This is a genomic window from Paramicrobacterium humi, assembly GCF_900105715.1.
Lineage (GTDB): Bacteria > Actinomycetota > Actinomycetes > Actinomycetales > Microbacteriaceae > Paramicrobacterium > Paramicrobacterium humi.
Window position 1 is genome coordinate 1,401,102 of sequence record NZ_FNRY01000001.1, and the last position, 15,113, is coordinate 1,416,214.

The 15,113-nt window shown below is 67.7% G+C and carries 17 protein-coding genes and 1 pseudogene; 6 read left to right on the forward strand and 12 right to left on the reverse strand.

Annotated elements, in window-relative coordinates:
• Nucleotides 1-193: 193 nt before the first annotated feature.
• Nucleotides 194-721, reverse strand: a pseudogene (locus BLV49_RS07020) (Dps family protein); the annotation flags it as partial.
• Between the two features lie 182 nt (nt 722-903).
• Between BLV49_RS07020 and BLV49_RS07025 the strand changes: the two are divergent.
• Nucleotides 904-1,236 (forward strand): GRAM domain-containing protein, encoded by a 333-nt coding sequence (locus BLV49_RS07025; protein WP_091186916.1) that lies wholly within the window; start codon nt 904-906, stop codon nt 1,234-1,236.
• Nucleotides 1,237-1,253: 17 nt separating this feature from the next.
• On the opposite strand, the gene BLV49_RS07030 is transcribed toward BLV49_RS07025, so the two are convergent.
• On the reverse strand, nt 1,254-1,643 hold the full coding sequence (locus tag BLV49_RS07030) for a VOC family protein (protein ID WP_091181900.1): 390 nt from the start codon (nt 1,641-1,643) through the stop codon (nt 1,254-1,256).
• Nucleotides 1,644-1,731: 88 nt separating this feature from the next.
• Between BLV49_RS07030 and BLV49_RS07035 the strand changes: the two genes are divergently transcribed.
• Both BLV49_RS07035 and BLV49_RS07040 read left to right on the forward strand, forming a co-directional pair.
• Complete coding sequence (locus BLV49_RS07035; protein ID WP_091181903.1) at nt 1,732-2,538, forward strand: phosphatase PAP2 family protein; 807 nt, start codon at nt 1,732-1,734, stop codon at nt 2,536-2,538.
• A gap of 56 nt (nt 2,539-2,594) precedes the next feature.
• Entirely contained in the window at nt 2,595-3,041 is a 447-nt protein-coding gene (locus tag BLV49_RS07040; RefSeq protein ID WP_091181907.1) for a 6,7-dimethyl-8-ribityllumazine synthase, read from the forward strand.
• Between the two features lies 1 nt (nt 3,042).
• Here BLV49_RS07040 and BLV49_RS07045 read toward each other — a convergent pair whose 3' ends face one another.
• On the reverse strand, nt 3,043-3,618 hold the full coding sequence (locus tag BLV49_RS07045; RefSeq protein WP_091181909.1) for a YdeI/OmpD-associated family protein: 576 nt from the start codon (nt 3,616-3,618) through the stop codon (nt 3,043-3,045).
• Nucleotides 3,619-3,679: 61 nt separating this feature from the next.
• Between BLV49_RS07045 and BLV49_RS07050 the strand changes: the two genes are divergently transcribed.
• Nucleotides 3,680-4,057, forward strand: coding sequence for an ankyrin repeat domain-containing protein (locus BLV49_RS07050; protein ID WP_091181912.1), 378 nt, complete (start codon nt 3,680-3,682; stop codon nt 4,055-4,057).
• Between the two features lie 28 nt (nt 4,058-4,085).
• On the opposite strand, the gene BLV49_RS07055 is transcribed toward BLV49_RS07050, so the two are convergent.
• The 5 genes from BLV49_RS07055 to BLV49_RS07075 are packed head-to-tail and all read right to left on the reverse strand — an operon-like array spanning nt 4,086 to nt 8,286.
• Nucleotides 4,086-4,502: a type II toxin-antitoxin system VapC family toxin gene (locus BLV49_RS07055; protein WP_091181916.1), complete on the reverse strand. Its 417-nt coding sequence runs from the start codon at nt 4,500-4,502 to the stop codon at nt 4,086-4,088.
• A complete protein-coding gene (locus BLV49_RS07060) occupies nt 4,486-4,719 on the reverse strand; it encodes an AbrB/MazE/SpoVT family DNA-binding domain-containing protein (protein ID WP_245723566.1) in 234 nt (77 codons plus the stop codon). The genes BLV49_RS07055 and BLV49_RS07060 overlap by 17 nt, the downstream gene beginning before the upstream one ends.
• Before the next feature lie 52 nt (nt 4,720-4,771).
• Entirely contained in the window at nt 4,772-7,282 is a 2,511-nt protein-coding gene (pepN, locus tag BLV49_RS07065) for an aminopeptidase N (RefSeq protein ID WP_091181922.1), read from the reverse strand.
• 35 nt (nt 7,283-7,317) lie between these two features.
• On the reverse strand, nt 7,318-7,680 hold the full coding sequence (locus BLV49_RS07070; RefSeq protein WP_091181925.1) for a DUF4190 domain-containing protein: 363 nt from the start codon (nt 7,678-7,680) through the stop codon (nt 7,318-7,320).
• A gap of 60 nt (nt 7,681-7,740) precedes the next feature.
• On the reverse strand, nt 7,741-8,286 hold the full coding sequence (locus tag BLV49_RS07075; RefSeq protein ID WP_091181928.1) for an OsmC family protein: 546 nt from the start codon (nt 8,284-8,286) through the stop codon (nt 7,741-7,743).
• A 274-nt stretch (nt 8,287-8,560) separates the two neighbouring features.
• Here BLV49_RS07075 and BLV49_RS07080 point away from each other — a divergent pair, with 274 nt between their 5' ends.
• On the forward strand, nt 8,561-10,417 hold the full coding sequence (locus BLV49_RS07080) for a BCCT family transporter (protein ID WP_091186925.1): 1,857 nt from the start codon (nt 8,561-8,563) through the stop codon (nt 10,415-10,417).
• A 31-nt stretch (nt 10,418-10,448) separates the two neighbouring features.
• Here BLV49_RS07080 and BLV49_RS07085 read toward each other — a convergent pair whose 3' ends face one another.
• The 4 genes from BLV49_RS07085 to BLV49_RS07100 form a co-directional block, all read right to left on the reverse strand.
• A complete protein-coding gene (locus BLV49_RS07085) occupies nt 10,449-11,414 on the reverse strand; it encodes an ArsA family ATPase (RefSeq protein ID WP_091181930.1) in 966 nt (321 codons plus the stop codon).
• Complete coding sequence (locus BLV49_RS07090; protein ID WP_091181933.1) at nt 11,405-11,701, reverse strand: cory-CC-star protein; 297 nt, start codon at nt 11,699-11,701, stop codon at nt 11,405-11,407. Before BLV49_RS07090 ends, BLV49_RS07085 begins: the two co-directional genes overlap by 10 nt.
• Nucleotides 11,702-11,704: 3 nt before the next feature.
• Nucleotides 11,705-13,432: a carbon starvation CstA family protein gene (locus BLV49_RS07095; protein ID WP_091181936.1), complete on the reverse strand. Its 1,728-nt coding sequence runs from the start codon at nt 13,430-13,432 to the stop codon at nt 11,705-11,707.
• Nucleotides 13,433-13,550: 118 nt separating this feature from the next.
• Nucleotides 13,551-14,150, reverse strand: coding sequence for a LysE/ArgO family amino acid transporter (locus BLV49_RS07100; protein WP_245723701.1), 600 nt, complete (start codon nt 14,148-14,150; stop codon nt 13,551-13,553).
• A 69-nt stretch (nt 14,151-14,219) separates the two neighbouring features.
• Here BLV49_RS07100 and BLV49_RS07105 point away from each other — a divergent pair, with 69 nt between their 5' ends.
• Nucleotides 14,220-15,092 (forward strand): ArgP/LysG family DNA-binding transcriptional regulator, encoded by an 873-nt coding sequence (locus BLV49_RS07105; RefSeq protein ID WP_091186930.1) that lies wholly within the window; start codon nt 14,220-14,222, stop codon nt 15,090-15,092.
• Nucleotides 15,093-15,113: the final 21 nt, after the last annotated feature.

The window sequence follows — 15,113 nt, forward strand, 5'->3', positions numbered from 1 at the left end:
GAAGCGCGGCGAGCGTGACAGGCACAGAGAAAACGGGCCGCCGACTTCCGTCGACGACCCGTTGCCGAGGCTCCGGCTACTTCTTCTTCTTGCCGCCGGAGCTCTTGCTCTTCGCGCTCACCGCCGACTTGTCGTCCTTCGTGCTCGCCGCGGCCTTCGAGCCCGAGCCTGAGCCCGAGCTCTTCGCACTCGCGCGGGGCGTGCGGTTCTCGGCGCTCATGAACCACGCGAACTGCTCGAGCTGTTCGATGATGGCGTGCAGCACGTCGGCGCTCGTCGGGTCCTCCTCGTCGACGCCGTCGTGCACGTCGCGCATGGTGGCGACCGTCGACTCGATCGCCGTCGTCACGAGGTCGACGACGTCCGTCGTGCTGATCTCGCCCTGCGGGAACTCCGGCAGCGACGTCGTGGCGGCCACGACGTCCGACCGGCCGTCCGGAATCGCGTGCAGCGCGCGCATGCGCTCCGCGATCTGGTCGCTCGCCAGCCGGCCCGCCTCGACGATCTCGTCCAGAAGCAAGTGGGTGTCACGGAAGTTCGTGCCCACCACGTTCCAGTGCGCCTGCTTGCCCTGCAGGTGCAGTTCGATCAGGTCGACGAGCACTCTCTGCAGACTGTCCATGAGTCGCTCGGACGCCTTGAACCCGTGCTCCGCGTTCTGGCGGTTCGTGCGTGCGGGCCCCGCATCTGGGGCGATCTCAAGCGTGTCTTTGGGTGTCATGTCTTCCTCCGAAGATGGTGTCGGCGACGCGAACCGGCGTCGCACTGCCGACGCTATGCCGTGCGTGCCGCACCGGATAGGCGTTGACAAGGCGGATGCGGCGACGGTATCTGTGAGCGCAGGGACGGGGATGGGCACCTCTTTCGGTGGCCGGCTTCGCCGCGATCGAGAAGACTCTGGGCATGGACATCGCCCTGGACCCCGACGAGATTCTCGTGCGCAAGAGTGGGGCGAACCTGCAGCGCGGCCTGGAGACTGTCGGCGGCCACCTCTTCCTCACCGACCAGCGGCTCGTGTTCCGACCTCACGGGTTCAACGTGCAGTCGGGCGTCACCGACATCCCGCTCGCCGACATCGTCGGCACGCGCCTGGCGTGGACGAAGCTCTTCGGCAAGATCCCGCTCGCCCCGAACACGCTCGAGGTGCAGACCGCCGCCGGCGTGGAATTCGCTTTCGTCGTGAGCCGCCGCACGGAGTGGGCCAGCGCCCTCGAGGCGTGCCTCCCCGACACCTGATCAGGCCCGAGCGTGCGTCACGGCACCGTGTAGAACTCGAGCGCGATGTCGTCCGGTCCGCGGAACGACAGCACGCGCCCGCGCAGCCCCTTCACGATGGGCGATTGCGTCACTCCGCGCTCCCGGAGGTGCTCCTGCCACGACTCGAGCTCGTCCTCGGCGACGCCGAAGCTCAAGTGGTCGAGGCCCACGCGACGCTCCGTGAAGTCCCCGACGATCGCCTTGTCACCGTGCGACACGAAGCTCACGGTGAGCCCGTCGCGCGTCATTATCGCCTTGTCGAGACCGTTCTGCTCCACGTGCGCGAGCTCCTCGAATCCGAGCACGTCGCGAAACCAGGCGAGGCTCGCATCGACGTCCGAGACCGTCAGTGTCACATGGTGGATGCTGCGCAACTTCGGTGTCATAACGCCGATGCTACGCCTTCAGCCCAGGCTGATGCCGCGTTGGGCTGTCGTCCAGTTTTCCTGCGGTTCCGGATGATCGAATAGGGGCGTGTCGATTCTGGTTCGCAGCTGCCTCGTCGCCCTCGGCGGCGTGATCGGAGTGATCGCGTCGTTCGCGTTCGGCGTACTCACGCCCGTCGGGCAGAGTGTCGAGCAGCGCGTCCTCGACTCCTCGAGCTACGCGGAGCACTCTCCACTGCTCGCGGTCGTGACGGTGCCGAACCTCGCGATCGCGTGCGCCGTCGTCGTGCTCATCGCCATCGTCAGACGACGATGGGCGGATGCCGCTGTCGCCGCGCTTCTGCTCGTGGCGAGCAACCTCCTCGGCCAGCTTCTGAAGTACCGGGTGCTCGACCGGCCGCCGCTCACGAGCGACTCCCTCGACGCCGCGAACACGTTCCCGAGCGGGCATACGATCGCGTTCGCCTCCGTCCTGATCGGCCTCGTCATCGTCGTCCCGCCCGTGCTGCGCGCGATCCTCGCGCCGATCGTCGCGCTCGTTCTCGGCGCCGTCGCCGTGCAGCTGCTCGCGTTCGGCTGGCACCGGCCGAGCGACATCGTCGGCGGCGTCTGCCTCGTCGTGGCCATCGCGGGCGTCCTCATGGCGCTGCGCACCCTGCGCACACCGCGCGTGCGCATGGGAAGGAACCCCGCCCGCCCGGTCGGCCGCGTGCTGCTCGGCGTCGGTGTGCTCGCCGGCATCGCCGCCGGCGTGCTCGCGGGCCTGCTCTCGCTCAACCTCCTCGACGACGGCTGGCCCGTGCGGGCCCTCGCCTTCGGCGTCGGCGTTGCGACCGTCTGCGTCGGCGTCGGCGCGGTTCTGTGGATGCTGCCCGCCGTCGCCCGCCGCCGGTGACACCGCACGCGTCGGCACGCGGTACCGTCGAGGTAACGGCACTCGAGGAGGCACCCATGACCGCACCGCTCACCATCGCATTCATCAAGGCGAGCTGGCATTCCGACATCGTCGACCAGGCCCTCGTCGGGTTCGAGAAGGACATGCAGGATGCCGGTGCCGAGCACGTTCTCGACGTGTACGACGTGCCAGGCGCGTTCGAGATGCCGCTGCAGGCGAAGCGGCTCGCCGCCACAGGTCGTTTCGACGCGATCGTCGCCGCCGCTCTCGTCGTGGACGGCGGCATCTACCGGCACGAGTTCGTCGCGCAGGCCGTCGTCGACGGACTCATGCGCGTGCAGCTCGACACCGACGTGCCGACGTTCTCGGTGAGCCTCACGCCGCACCAGTTCCAGCCGACTGCCGAGCACACTGGCTTCTTCCGCGAGCACTTCCTCACCAAGGGCGCCGAGGCCGCTCGCGCGGTGCGTCAGATCGTCGCGCTCGACGTCACCGCCGACTGACTCACTGCGGGTAGATCGTCTCCCCGCGCTCCAGCATCTCCACGAACGTCGTCGCCCGCCGTGCGCGCGTCTCAGGCCGTTTCGCCGTGACGATGCGGAACAGGATCGCGTAGCGGTTCTGCCCGCTCAGCGTCGCGAAGAAGGCGGCGGCAGCGGGGTTCGCGTCAAGCAAGGACTGCAGCTCCGGTGGCACTTCGATGCGCGACGCCGGCGCGTACGCGGCATCCCATCGTCCGTCCGCCTTCGCCCGGTCGATCTCGGTCTGACCCGCCGGCCGCATCCGCCCCGCCGCGATGAGCTCCTCGACGATGTCGCGGTTCACTTGCGACCACGTGCTGCGGGCGCGCCGCGGCATGTACGACTGCAGGTAGTGCCGCTCGTCGAGACGATTCCGCACGCCGTTGATCCAGCCGAAGCACAGCGCCACCTCGAGCGCTTCGGCCGCCGTGACGCTCGGCACGCCGGCGCCCTTCTTCGCGATCGCGAGGTCGATCGCGTCCGAGAGCGCGTGGTTCTCGTCCAGCCAGCGCTCCCACGCGGCAGCGTCGTCAAAGTACAGCGTCTCGCGATCGGCCATGCGCACTCCCTCGTTCCGGCACTGAGTCTACGAGCAGCCGCCGACGTTCTATGCTGACGGGATGCCGGAACTGAACGCTGAGCAGCTCGCGACCCTCACCGAGATGGCCATGGGCCTCGCCCGGCGCGGCGAGACGGCCGAGCTGCTCGAATTCGTCGACCACGGACTTCCCGTCAACGTGCAGGATGCCGCCGGCAACACCGCGCTCATGCTCGCCGCGTACAACGGCCACGCCGACGCCGTGCGCGGCCTCATCGATCGCGGCGCCGACGTCGACCTGCGCAACGCGCGCGACCAGTCGCCGATCGCCGGCGCCGTGTTCAAGGGTGAGGACGAGATCGTGCGGATGCTGCGCGACGCGGGCGCCGATCTCGACGCCGGCACGCCGAGCGCCCGTGCGGCGGCGCAGATGTTCGGCCGGGCGCACCTGTTCGCGTGAGCGGCGTCGAGCGCGGCAGTTGCGTAGGTCAGATGAGTTCGGTTTCCACGGAGAGAGCCGTGTAGGTTCTTTCTGCCCGTCGATCGCAGGAGAGCAGCGGAATCCCTGCAGCCTTAGCGGCAAGGCCGACCAAGCCGTCGTATACCGCGCCTCCCGCGATGTTCGCCGCTGCAAGGATGCCGAGTGCTGAGTTCGTAGCTTCGGCACCGAGATGGTGGGTCCCCGGGAAGTTGGTCGCGATGACACGGGAAGCGGCAGCCGAACTCAGCCTGAGTGTGATCGGAAGGCGCGTCAGCACCGAATAGGTTTCGAACGATGCATGGCCGGATAGGCCAAGGATGAGGCCGTGGGTGCGTTGAATTACCGGCTCATGGAAGTCGGAATTCTCGACGATCAGGGCGATCGCGGCGCTTGTGTCGAGAAGAAGGTCAGCGCTGGTCGGCACGTCGAATCTCCCGCACCGCGTCGATGCTGAGGGGTTCGCCTTCGGTGGCGATGACGAGACGCCCATCCTTTTCCTCGAGGCGGTCTGACGTGGGCACTTCGATTCTGATGCTTGTGCCTTCCACGCTGATATCGACCGGGCCCGGTTCGAACCCGAGCTTCTGACGAATCGCGAGCGGCACGACGATACGTCCGGCCTTGTCCATGGTCGTCCGCATACCATAACGATACCATTCGGATGCCAGACTCACGCCGTGCACAACGTCGACGTCAGGCTGCCGGCTGCGCCGCGCGGACTCTGAGGTCCCGTGCGAGGTGGTCGCGCTGCTCGGTCACGAGCCGCACGAGCGCTCCCGGTGCGTCCGCGTTCGCGGCAAGCCACGCGTCGACCGGGCCAAGGGAGTCGCTCGCGGGGAACAGCCCGAGCACGAGGCGCCGGGCGATCTCGATGCTGCGGCTCTGCCACGCTGCGCGGATCCGCGCGAAGTACGCGTCGTCGCAGCCGGCGATGAGATCGCGGCGGCCACCCGCACGGAAGCCGTGAATCGTCGCGTCGAGATGATCGTTCGTGAGCGAGGTGTCGCTCCACGCCGACTCCCACGCGCGCGCCTTCGCGTCGGTCTCGGGGCGGGCGGCGAGCGCCTCGAGGCGCGCGGTCGCGCCGCTCGCGGTGTTGTCGCGCGCGAGCTCGGCGTCGGCGTCCGCCTCGTTCGCGTGGCCGGTCGCGGCGAGCGCCGTGAGCAGCATCCAGCGCAGCTCGGCGTCGAGCCGCAGGCCCTCGGGAACCGCGTCGCCGTCGAGCATCGCCCGGATCTCGTCCGCTTGCGCGTCGTCGAAGACGGCGGCGGATGCTGCCGCCCGCGCCCACGCGAGCTGCTCGCCCGAGCGGGGGTTCGAGGTGAGCATCGCGCTCCAGCAGGTGTCGAGCCAGGTTCCGCGCTCGGCGTCGCGCGCGGCATCCGGAACGTAGTGCTCGATCGCGAAGGCGGCGTTCGCGAGCACCGAGGCGAGCAGGCCCACGTTGGTCTCGAGCGGCGCGAAGCTGCGCGCGATCGTGAGGTAGCGGGCGGTCGCGAGTTCGCCGTCGCGCGTCGCGTTCCACAGGGCCGCCCAGATGAGGCCGCGGGCGAGCGTGTCGGTGGCGCGGTCGAGGAAGCCCTCGATCGTCTCAAGGGAGCGGTCGTCGAGGCGCACCTTCGCGTACGTGAGGTCGCCGTCGTTCAGCAGCGTCAGCGGTGCGTCGGGCAGCTCGAGCGGCGTGCGCTCGTCCGCCACGTCGAGCTCGACGCGGTCGCGGCTCACGAGCTGCGTCGCGTCGTCGAAGTCGAAGGCGGCGACCGCGAGGCGGTGGGGACGCGGCGCGGTCTGCGTGATCGTGCGCTGCCCGGCGGCATCCGTCTCGATCTGAAGGGTCGAGACACCGGAGGTTTCGAGCCACGCGCGCGACCACGCGCGCAGGTCGCGACCGGACGCCTCTTCGAGCTCGATGAGCAGGTCGTCGAGCGTCGTGTTGCCGAACGCGTGCCGCTGGAAATATCGGCGGGCGCCGGCGAAGAACGCGTTGCGGCCGACGTAGGCCACGAGCTGCTTGAGAACGCTCGCGCCCTTCGCGTAGGTGATGCCGTCGAAGTTGAGCTTCGCGGCCTCGAGGTCGGGGATGTCGGCGACGATCGGGTGCGTCGTCGGCAGCTGGTCCTGCGCGTAGGCCCACGCCTTGCGGCGGTCCGCGAACGTCACCCACGCGTCGCTGAACCGAGTCGCCTCCGCGGCGGCAAGCGAGCCCATGTAGTCGGCGAAGGACTCCTTGAGCCACAGGTCGTCCCACCAGCGCATCGTCACGAGGTCGCCGAACCACATGTGCGCCATCTCGTGCAGGATCGTGTTCGCACGGCCCTCGTGCTGCGCCTCGGTCGCCGCGCCGCGAAACACGTACCGCTCGGTGAAGGTGACGAGGCCCGGGTTCTCCATGGCGCCGAGGTTGTACTCGGGAACGAAGATCTGGTCGTACTTGCCCCACGGGTACGGGAAGTCGAAAGCGTCGTGGAAGAAGTCGAGGCCCTGCTTCGTGACCTCGAGGATCTCGTCAGCGTCGAGGTGCTCGGCGAGCGAGGCGCGGCAGAACACGCCGAGCGGCACGGTGAGCTCGCCGCGGCTCCACGCGGCGTCGACGCGGTGATACGGACCCGCCGCGACAGCGGTGATGTAGCTCGAGAGCGGCAGCGTCGGCGCGAACTCGACGCTCTGGCCGGCGGCATCCGATCGCGCCTGTCCCTGCTGGTTCGAGAGCACCTGCCAGCCGGCCGGCGCATGCACGACGAACGTGTACGCCGCCTTCAGATCGGGCTGCTCGAAGCACGCCATCACGCGCCGCGAGTCCGCCGGCTCGTACTGGGTATAGAGGTAGGTCTCGCCGTCGACGGGGTCGACGAAGCGGTGCAGGCCCTCGCCCGAGCGGGAATACGCTCCGGTCGCCTCGATGGTGAGCACATTGGATGCCGCCAGGCCGGCGATTTGCACGCGCGCCCCGTCGTAGCGCACCGGCTGCTCGGCGCCGTTGAGCGTCACCCTGTGCACGGCTTCGCCGATGAAGTCGACCCACGTCGCATCGCCCCGAGCGAGGTCGGCGTCGAAGGTCAGCGTCGTGGTGGTCGGGAATCCCGAAACGGCGGGGTCGGGCGCCTGCCGCAGGTCGAGTTCGACGCGGATGCTGTGCAGCGTGAGCGCCGCTGAACGAGCGGCGGTCTCATCACGGGTGAGGTTGGCGGAGGCGTTGGAGCTCATGGCTCCATCGTGTCACGCGCGGTGTTTCCGCTGCGTCAGTATGAGTAGCTCGAGCTCGAGCTGCCGATGATGGCGAGCCACCAGAACACGGTCACGAGAACGATGACGGCGAGCGTGATGTAGCCGAGGATGAGGCCCGTCAACGCCGCCGAGTGTCCTGTCCCCCTGAGCTGCCGCGCCTTGCCGAGACCGACGTGGCCGAACACCACGCCGAGCAGCGCGGGGACGAAGCCGGTCACCGCCGAGAACAGCCCGAGGATCGGGACGAACGACCAGATGCCGATGACGATTCCGACAATGCCGAGCACCATGGCGGCGGTCGCCGATCCGTTGCTCGGCGGCCGCACGATGTGGTGATAGAGGTACTGCGATTGCGGCGGCTGGGGCGGATAGCTCATCTCCCTACGCTACGGGAGACGTTCAGCTTTCGCTCAGGCCCTGTTCGGGGGTGGGGCTCGTCAGTTCGCGATGAGCTCCACGTCGATCGGCGTCGCGTTCGAGAAGAGGTCGAGAACCGGGCAGTGCGCGTCAACGGCCCGGCGCAGGTCCTCGTAGCGCTCGTCCGATTCGGGACCCGTGACGTTGATCGTGAGACGCACCTTCTCGAAGCCCGGGCGCACGGCGTCGTCGATGCCGAACAGTCCCTTGACGTTGAGCTCGCCCACCGCGGTCGCCGAGATCGAGTCGATCTCGATGCCGAGGTTCTGCGCGTACAGCCGGTACACGACGATCTGGCAGGAGATGAGTGCGCCGAGCGCGACCTCCACGGGGCTCGCGGCCACGTCGTCGCCGGCGAGGCCTGCGGGCTCGTCGATCGTGAACGTGTGCGTGCCCGCCGTGATCGTCGAGGCGACCGAACCGGTGCCGACTCCCGTCACCGTGTAGCTGAGGTTGGCCGTCGAAGGAGCGCTTTCGATGCGGCGGCTCCAGAATTCGCCGGCCTCGGTGAGGCGTGCGGCGCGCTCGTCGGCGGAGATCTGCGGTGCGGTTTCGGTGAGCGACATGCGATGTCCTTTCGTTTCGCTCAGGCTAGAGCCGTGCGAGTTCTCCGCCAACGGATGCCGTCATGCGGCGTCATACAGCCGCGGGCCGTTCGTCCCCACTGTCAACCCCTCGCGCGGCCTGCGGGAATCGGAGACCAGTTGCTAGTTTTGTGCCGTGAACGACAACGACTCCGCCTCAGGTTCCGCCCCGGACACGAATGAGAACGCGGTGGCACCGACGCCGCCGACGGTGAAGAAGCGGCCCACGGATCCGGCGCGGCGCATTCTCGCGGAGATGACGGATCCCGACAGCATCCACCCCGCACTCATTCCCGGGATCGGCGTCGAAGACACGGGACGCCGGTTTCACACGAACTGGTGGGTCTTCGCGATCGCGGCGGGATTCGTCGCCCTGTTCGTCACGTGGGGCATCGTGGATACGAAGGGCATGGGCGAGTTCTCGAGCTCCGCGCTGACGTGGGTGTCGACCTACTTCGGCTGGCTTTTCTCACTGCTGACGGTGCTCGTGTTCGCGTTCATGCTCTGGGTCGGGTTCTCCGCACGTGGCAGGATCCGGCTCGGAGCCGACGACGAGGAGCCCGAGTATTCGAAGTTCTCGTGGATCGCCATGATGTTCTCCGCCGGCATGGGAATCGGCCTGCTGTTCTTCGGACCGTACGAGCCGCTGACCTACTTCCTCGACGTGCCGCACGGTTTTCAGATCGACGCCGGCAGCCGCGATGCCATGCACGCCGCTCTCGCGCAGACGATGTTCCACTGGGGTCCGATGGCCTGGGCATACTATGCGCTCGTCGGCGGCGCGATCGCTTACTCCACGTACCGCCGAGGCCGCTCTCCACTCATCTCCGCGATCTTCGACCCGATCTTCAGCTCCCGAACGAAGGGACCCGTCGGCGCGGCAATCGACATCTTCGCGATCATTGTGACCCTGTTCGGCACGGCCGTCACCCTCGGGATCGGCGCGCTGCAGATCGGCCGCGGAATCGAAATCGTCGGCGGGATCGGGGATGTCGGAAACGCCGCCATCATCGGCATCATGGCCGTGCTGACCTGCGCCTTCATCATCTCGGCGGTGTCGGGCGTCAAACGCGGTATCCGGGCGCTGTCGAACTTCAATATGGTTCTCGCGGGGCTGCTCGGACTGTTCGTGTTCATTGCTGGCCCGACGGTGTTCCTGCTCAACTTCATCCCGTCCGCGGGTGTCGCGTTCTTCAACGACCTCGGCACCATGATGCAGCGCTCGGCGGCCGAGGGCCCGGATGCAGCGAAGTTCATGGAGACGTGGACGACGTACTACTGGGCGTGGTGGGTGTCGTGGACGCCCTTCGTCGGCATGTTCATCGCCAAGATCTCGCGCGGTCGCACGCTTCGCGAATTCGTCGTCGTTGTGATTGGCGTGCCGTCGCTCGTGTGCCTCATCTGGTTCGGAATCCTCGGCGGAACGTCAATGTGGATGGAGTCAACCGGCATCGCGATCTCCGACGCGAAGTCGGCTCAGGATGTTCTCTTCGCCGTGCTCGAGAATCTCCCGTTCGGGATCGTCACATCCGTCGTGGCCATGATCTCAGTCGTCGTCTTCTTCGTCACGAGCGCCGACTCCGCGTCGATCGTGATGGGCTCCATGAGCCAGCACGGCCGGCCCGAGCCGGCGCACTGGGTCACGATTCTCTGGGGAGTGGCGCTCGCGGCCATCGCGTCTGTACTTCTGCTCGCCGGAGGATCGGATGCGTTGAACGCGCTTCAGGCTCTCATGGTGGTGTCGGCGCTGCCGTTCGCGGTCGTCGTTCTCGCGTTGATGTTCGCGTGGGCACGCGACCTTCAGACGGACCCGCTCATCCTGCGCGGCAAGTACGCGAAGGCCGCGATCGCAGAGGGCGTCCGACGCGGGATCGAGGAGCACGGCGACGACTTCGCGTTCGCAGCGGGAGCTGTCGAGCCCGAGCACGGGGCGGGCGCGTGGCTCGATACGACGAACCCGGCGCTCACGGAGTGGTACGAGGATGCTCGCACGGGAGCCGTCGAGACCATCGACGAGAACGTGGTTTCACCTGAGGAAGACGCTGCGCTCGACGGTGATGCCGAGCGGCGCCGTGACGGCGAGGACGACTCGGACGGGCGCTCGACACGGTAGTCCTCGTCGCCGTCGTCGGTGCGCTTGCTCATCAGGCATCGGCGAGAAGCCCGGCGAGTCGGCCGAGCGCGTTCTCGCCGGCAAGCTCATCGGCGACGAGAGGGAGGTGCGCGAGCGGGATCGAGGGGAGGCTCGAGCGCAGCTGGTCCACGTAGTGCTCCTCGCGAGAGCGTCGCGCGGCGAGCAGGGTTCCCGCGTCAGCGGGTGATCGGCGGTTCACCACGACAGCATCGAGCCCGATACCCAGCTCAGCCAGTTCCCCAGCGAGAGCGAGGGTCTCGGCGACGGGAAGCTTCTCGGCGACGCACACGATGATGAAACCCGACTCGTCCGTCGCCGTGAGCGCCGTGTGCATGGCCGCGAATCGATCGCGGCGCGCGATCAGAGCGCGTCGAAGCTCCGCATCGGCGGATGGCTCCTCCTGCTTCGTGCCGACCAAGCCGCGGGCCGCCGCGGCGAATCGTTCAGAGCGATCTCGGTTCGCGAGAAGCGACTCCGTCCAACTCGTCAGCTGCTCGGGCAACGCGAGGAGCCGGAGCGTGTGGCCGGTCGGCGCCGTGTCGAAGACCAGGAGGTCGTAGTCGTCGCGGCTGGTCTGGATGAGTTCGGCGATCCGCTCGAGCACCGCTGACTCGTGGCTGCCGGGCGCAGCCTTCGCGCGGTCGAGATGCTCGCGCGCGGAGGCGTGAAGCCGCTCGGGCAGCAGCCGCATCATCGTGCGCGACACCGCTGCGAAGTGAGAGTCGATCGTGCGCTTCGGGTCAAGCTCGATGCCGTCGACAAGTCCGTCCGAGGTCGCCAGACGGGTGGGCTCGTCGCCGAGAGCGCGTTCCCAGATGTGCCCGAGGTTGTGAGCAGGATCTGTGGACACGAGCAGCACCCGGGCTCCCTGCCGGGCTCGCGCGAGAGCCAGAGCAGAGGACACGGAGGTCTTTCCGACTCCGCCCTTGCCGCCGACGAAGAGGACGCGCCGAGCGCGCGCGAGCTCTAGCAGCATCCGACGTGATCGAGCGGGGATCGGGGCATGCCCATGCGGCGATGCCAGGAGTGAAAGTTCTCCCAGATCGCCGGTAGCAGCTCTGCACTGTAGTAGGCGGCGGGGTCGGGCACTCCGAGCGCCTCGCCGAGGACCACGATCGAGAAGAAGTCGTCCTCGTCCCGCTTTTCCCGCGCGAGCGTCTGCCGATAGGGGCCGACGTAGAACTCAAGCAGGCCGGCGCGAAGCGCGGCCAGGCGCCGGGAGAGGGTCTCCCGGCGCCTGGCCTTCCGCGTCGATCGCGTCACCGGTCAGACCTGCTCCCGCACAGCGGAGAGCCTGGCATCTGCGTCGATCGGCTCGGGCGGTTCAAGCTGCGCTCGCCGCATGGCGAGGATCGCCTCGACGGCCACCCAGACGCTCGCGACGATGATGATGACGTCGAGCGCGAGGAGCAGCCAGTCCGGGTTCGCCGGATCGGCAAAGCTCGTGAGCTGGTTGATCGCCGCCCAGAAGGAGGTGATGAACACGAAGATGAGCGGTACGAGTGCGTAAACCGGGTTCCGGCGCTTCCGAATGAGCATTACAGCGATGATCGAGAGCGTGAGCGACGCCATCAGCTGGTTCGTCGTTCCGAACAGCGGCCAGATCCGAAGGCCGCCTTCACCGCCAAGACCCTGTGAGAACGTGAGGCCGATGCCGACAACGACCACGATGAGCGTGGCCGGGAACTTGGAGATCCGGAGCTTGACGACATCACCCATCTCTTGGATGACGAAGCGGAGCAGCCGCATGCCGGTGTCCATTGTCGTCGCGGCGAACAGCACGGCCATGGTCGCGAGAACCGTCGCGCTGAGCGAGGCGGGCAACCCGATGCCGTTCTGCATCAGCGCGCCGCCGCCCTTGACGAACGCCTCGACCCCTCCGGCGCCGAAGGAGCTGTACATCTCGTTCCACTCGGTCGCCGTCTTGAAGCCGCCGATGACGGCGAGGATCGTCCCGAGCGAGAGCAGACCCTCACCGACGGCGCCGAAGTAGCCGACGAATCGGGAGTCCGTCTCCTTGTCGAGCTGCTTCGAGCTCGTGCCCGACGACACCATGCCGTGGAAACCGGAGATCGCGCCGCACGCGATGGTCACGAACAGGAGCGGCACCAGGCTCGGCGTTCCCTCCGGCAGGTTCATGTTGAACGCCGGCGCCACGATCTCCGGCTTCGTCGCCGAGAAGAGGGTCGCGAGAAGGACGGAGCCGAACAGCAGGATGAGACCGACGAAGAGCTGAACGCCGTTGATGTAGTCGCGAGGCTGCAGCAGCACCCACACGGGCAGCAGCGACGCGATCGCGCCGTAGACGAACAGTGCGACGATCCAGAACGTGGCCGGGGTCATGCCGAGGAAGGACTCGGGCAGAACGACCGGAACTCGGTCGCCGAGGACGATGAGGGCGTACAGAAGCACGACGCCCACGACCGTGATCGGGATGAGCGGCCAGCGTAGGCGATAGACCGCGACGCCCACGAGAAGCGCGACGCCGATCGCACCCCAGGTCGGGATGACAGCGGTCGGTGTGCTGATCAGCAGGTTCTTGATCACGACGGCGAACGCGGCGATCACCATCAGCAGCAGGAGGAAGATGACGATGAGGAACAGGTTGGCGCCGCGCTTGCCGATGTAGCGCGCTGACAGCGCGCCGATCGAGCGGCCCTTGTTCCGCGCTGACGCCCACAAGGCGCCGAAGTCGTGCATTCCGGCGAAGAACACGGTGCCGATCGTCACCCACAGGAAGGCGGGCAGCCAGCCCCAGATCACGGCGATCGCCGGACCGACGATGGGAGCGGCGCCGGCAACGGATGTGAAGTGGTGGCCCCACAGGATGTACTTGTTCGTAGGGACGTAGTCGACGCCGTCACTCAACTCGTGCGCCGGCGTCTTGAAGTTTTCGTCGAGTTTGTAGACCCGGCGAGCGAGGAATTTCGAATACAGCAGGTACCCGCCGGCGAACATCGCCAAGCCGACGAGCATGAGAATCAGAGAGCCCATGTTTCCCCCTTGTGCGTCATTGCAACGAGTCGGGTGTTCGCCACCCGTTCCCGCGACGCTACCAGACTCTGTGAAGTTACTGTGAGATTGGCGGTCCACGTGGGGGCAGATGCCGGACTCACATGAGCACGAGCCGCACCGCGAGCGCGAGGATCACGACGCCGATCGTCACGTCGAGGATCTGCCAGGCGCGCGGCTTCGCAAGCAGCGGCGCCAGCCGGTGGGAGCCGTAGCCGAGCGCCGTGAACCAACTGATCGAGCCGAGCATCGCGCCGATCGCGAACGGCCACGGCCCCTGCGCGCCCGACCGGTTCGCGAGCGTGCCGAGCATGACGATCGTGTCGAGGTACACGCCCGGGTTGAGGAACGTGAGTGCGAGCGTGACCGTCACGACGGAGCGTCGCGGCATCCGCTCGCCGTTCTGCTCAAGCGACTCGCGCTTCGCCGCCGCGACGAACCGTGTGATCGCGAACCAGACGAGGTAGGCGGCTCCCGCCCATTTCAGGACGGATGCCGCGAGCGGCACGGCCTCGACGAGGGCGCCGATGCCGAGCGCTCCCGCGGCGATGAGCGCGACGTCGGCAGCGATGCACAGCGCGACGACGATCGTGACGTGCTCGCGGCGGATCCCCTGGCGCAGCACGTACGCGTTCTGCGGGCCGACGGCGATGATGAGGGACCAGCCGGCAAGCAGACCGGACACGAGAGCGGAGATCACCACTCAAGCCTCCGGCACGGCCCGCATGAAAGCCAGTGAATGTTTCTGCAGATCATGCAGAATCGCTTCATGAAGATCGAGCATCTGCGCGCCCTCGCCGCCGCCGTCGACAACGGCACAATGGAGCGCGCCGCACGAGCGCTGCACATCACACCGTCGGCGATGAGCCAGCGGATCCGCGCGCTCGAGTCCGACGTGGGGCTCGTGCTGCTCACCCGCACGACGCCGATCGCCCCGACGGAATCGGGTGCCGCCGTGCTGAGGATGGCGCGGCAGGTCGCCCTGCTCGAGGCGGAGACGTTCGAGCAGCTGCGACACGGGGCGGCGCAGCTGAACCTTCCCATCGCCGTGAACGCCGATTCGATGGGGACCTGGTTCCGCTCCGTGTTCGACGTGGCGGCGAGCTGGGACGACATCGCTGTGCGCATCGACGTCGTCGACCAAGGAGCCGAGACCTCGCACCTCGCCGACGGGACCGCGATCGCCGCGGTCACGAGCCACGCACGGTCGGTGCAAGGTTTCACCGCCACTCCGCTCGGTCGCATGCGGTATGTCGCGATGGCGCGGCGCGACCTTGTCGAGAGGTTCCGCGAGAAGAAGCGAGGGCGTGACGGCGTCGACCTCGGGCGGCTGCCGATGGTGAACTACGGCCCCGATGATCGGCTGCAGCTGGACTTCCTCGTGCGGCATGGCGCCGCGCTGCCCGCGAAGGTGTCGCAGGTGCCTGGTTCCCAGGAGTTCTTCGCCGCCGTCGCCGCGGGCGTCGGCTGGGGGATGCTGCCGGAGCTGCAGCTCGGTCAGGACACGTCGGGTCTCGTGCCGCTCGCCGACGACGGCATCATCGACGTGCCGCTGTACTGGCACCGCTGGCGGCTGGACTCCGAGCGTCTTGATCGGCTCACGGCCGCGGTCGTCGACGCGTCGACCGTGCTGCGGCGATAGTGTTCCGCGGCTTCCGAGTGC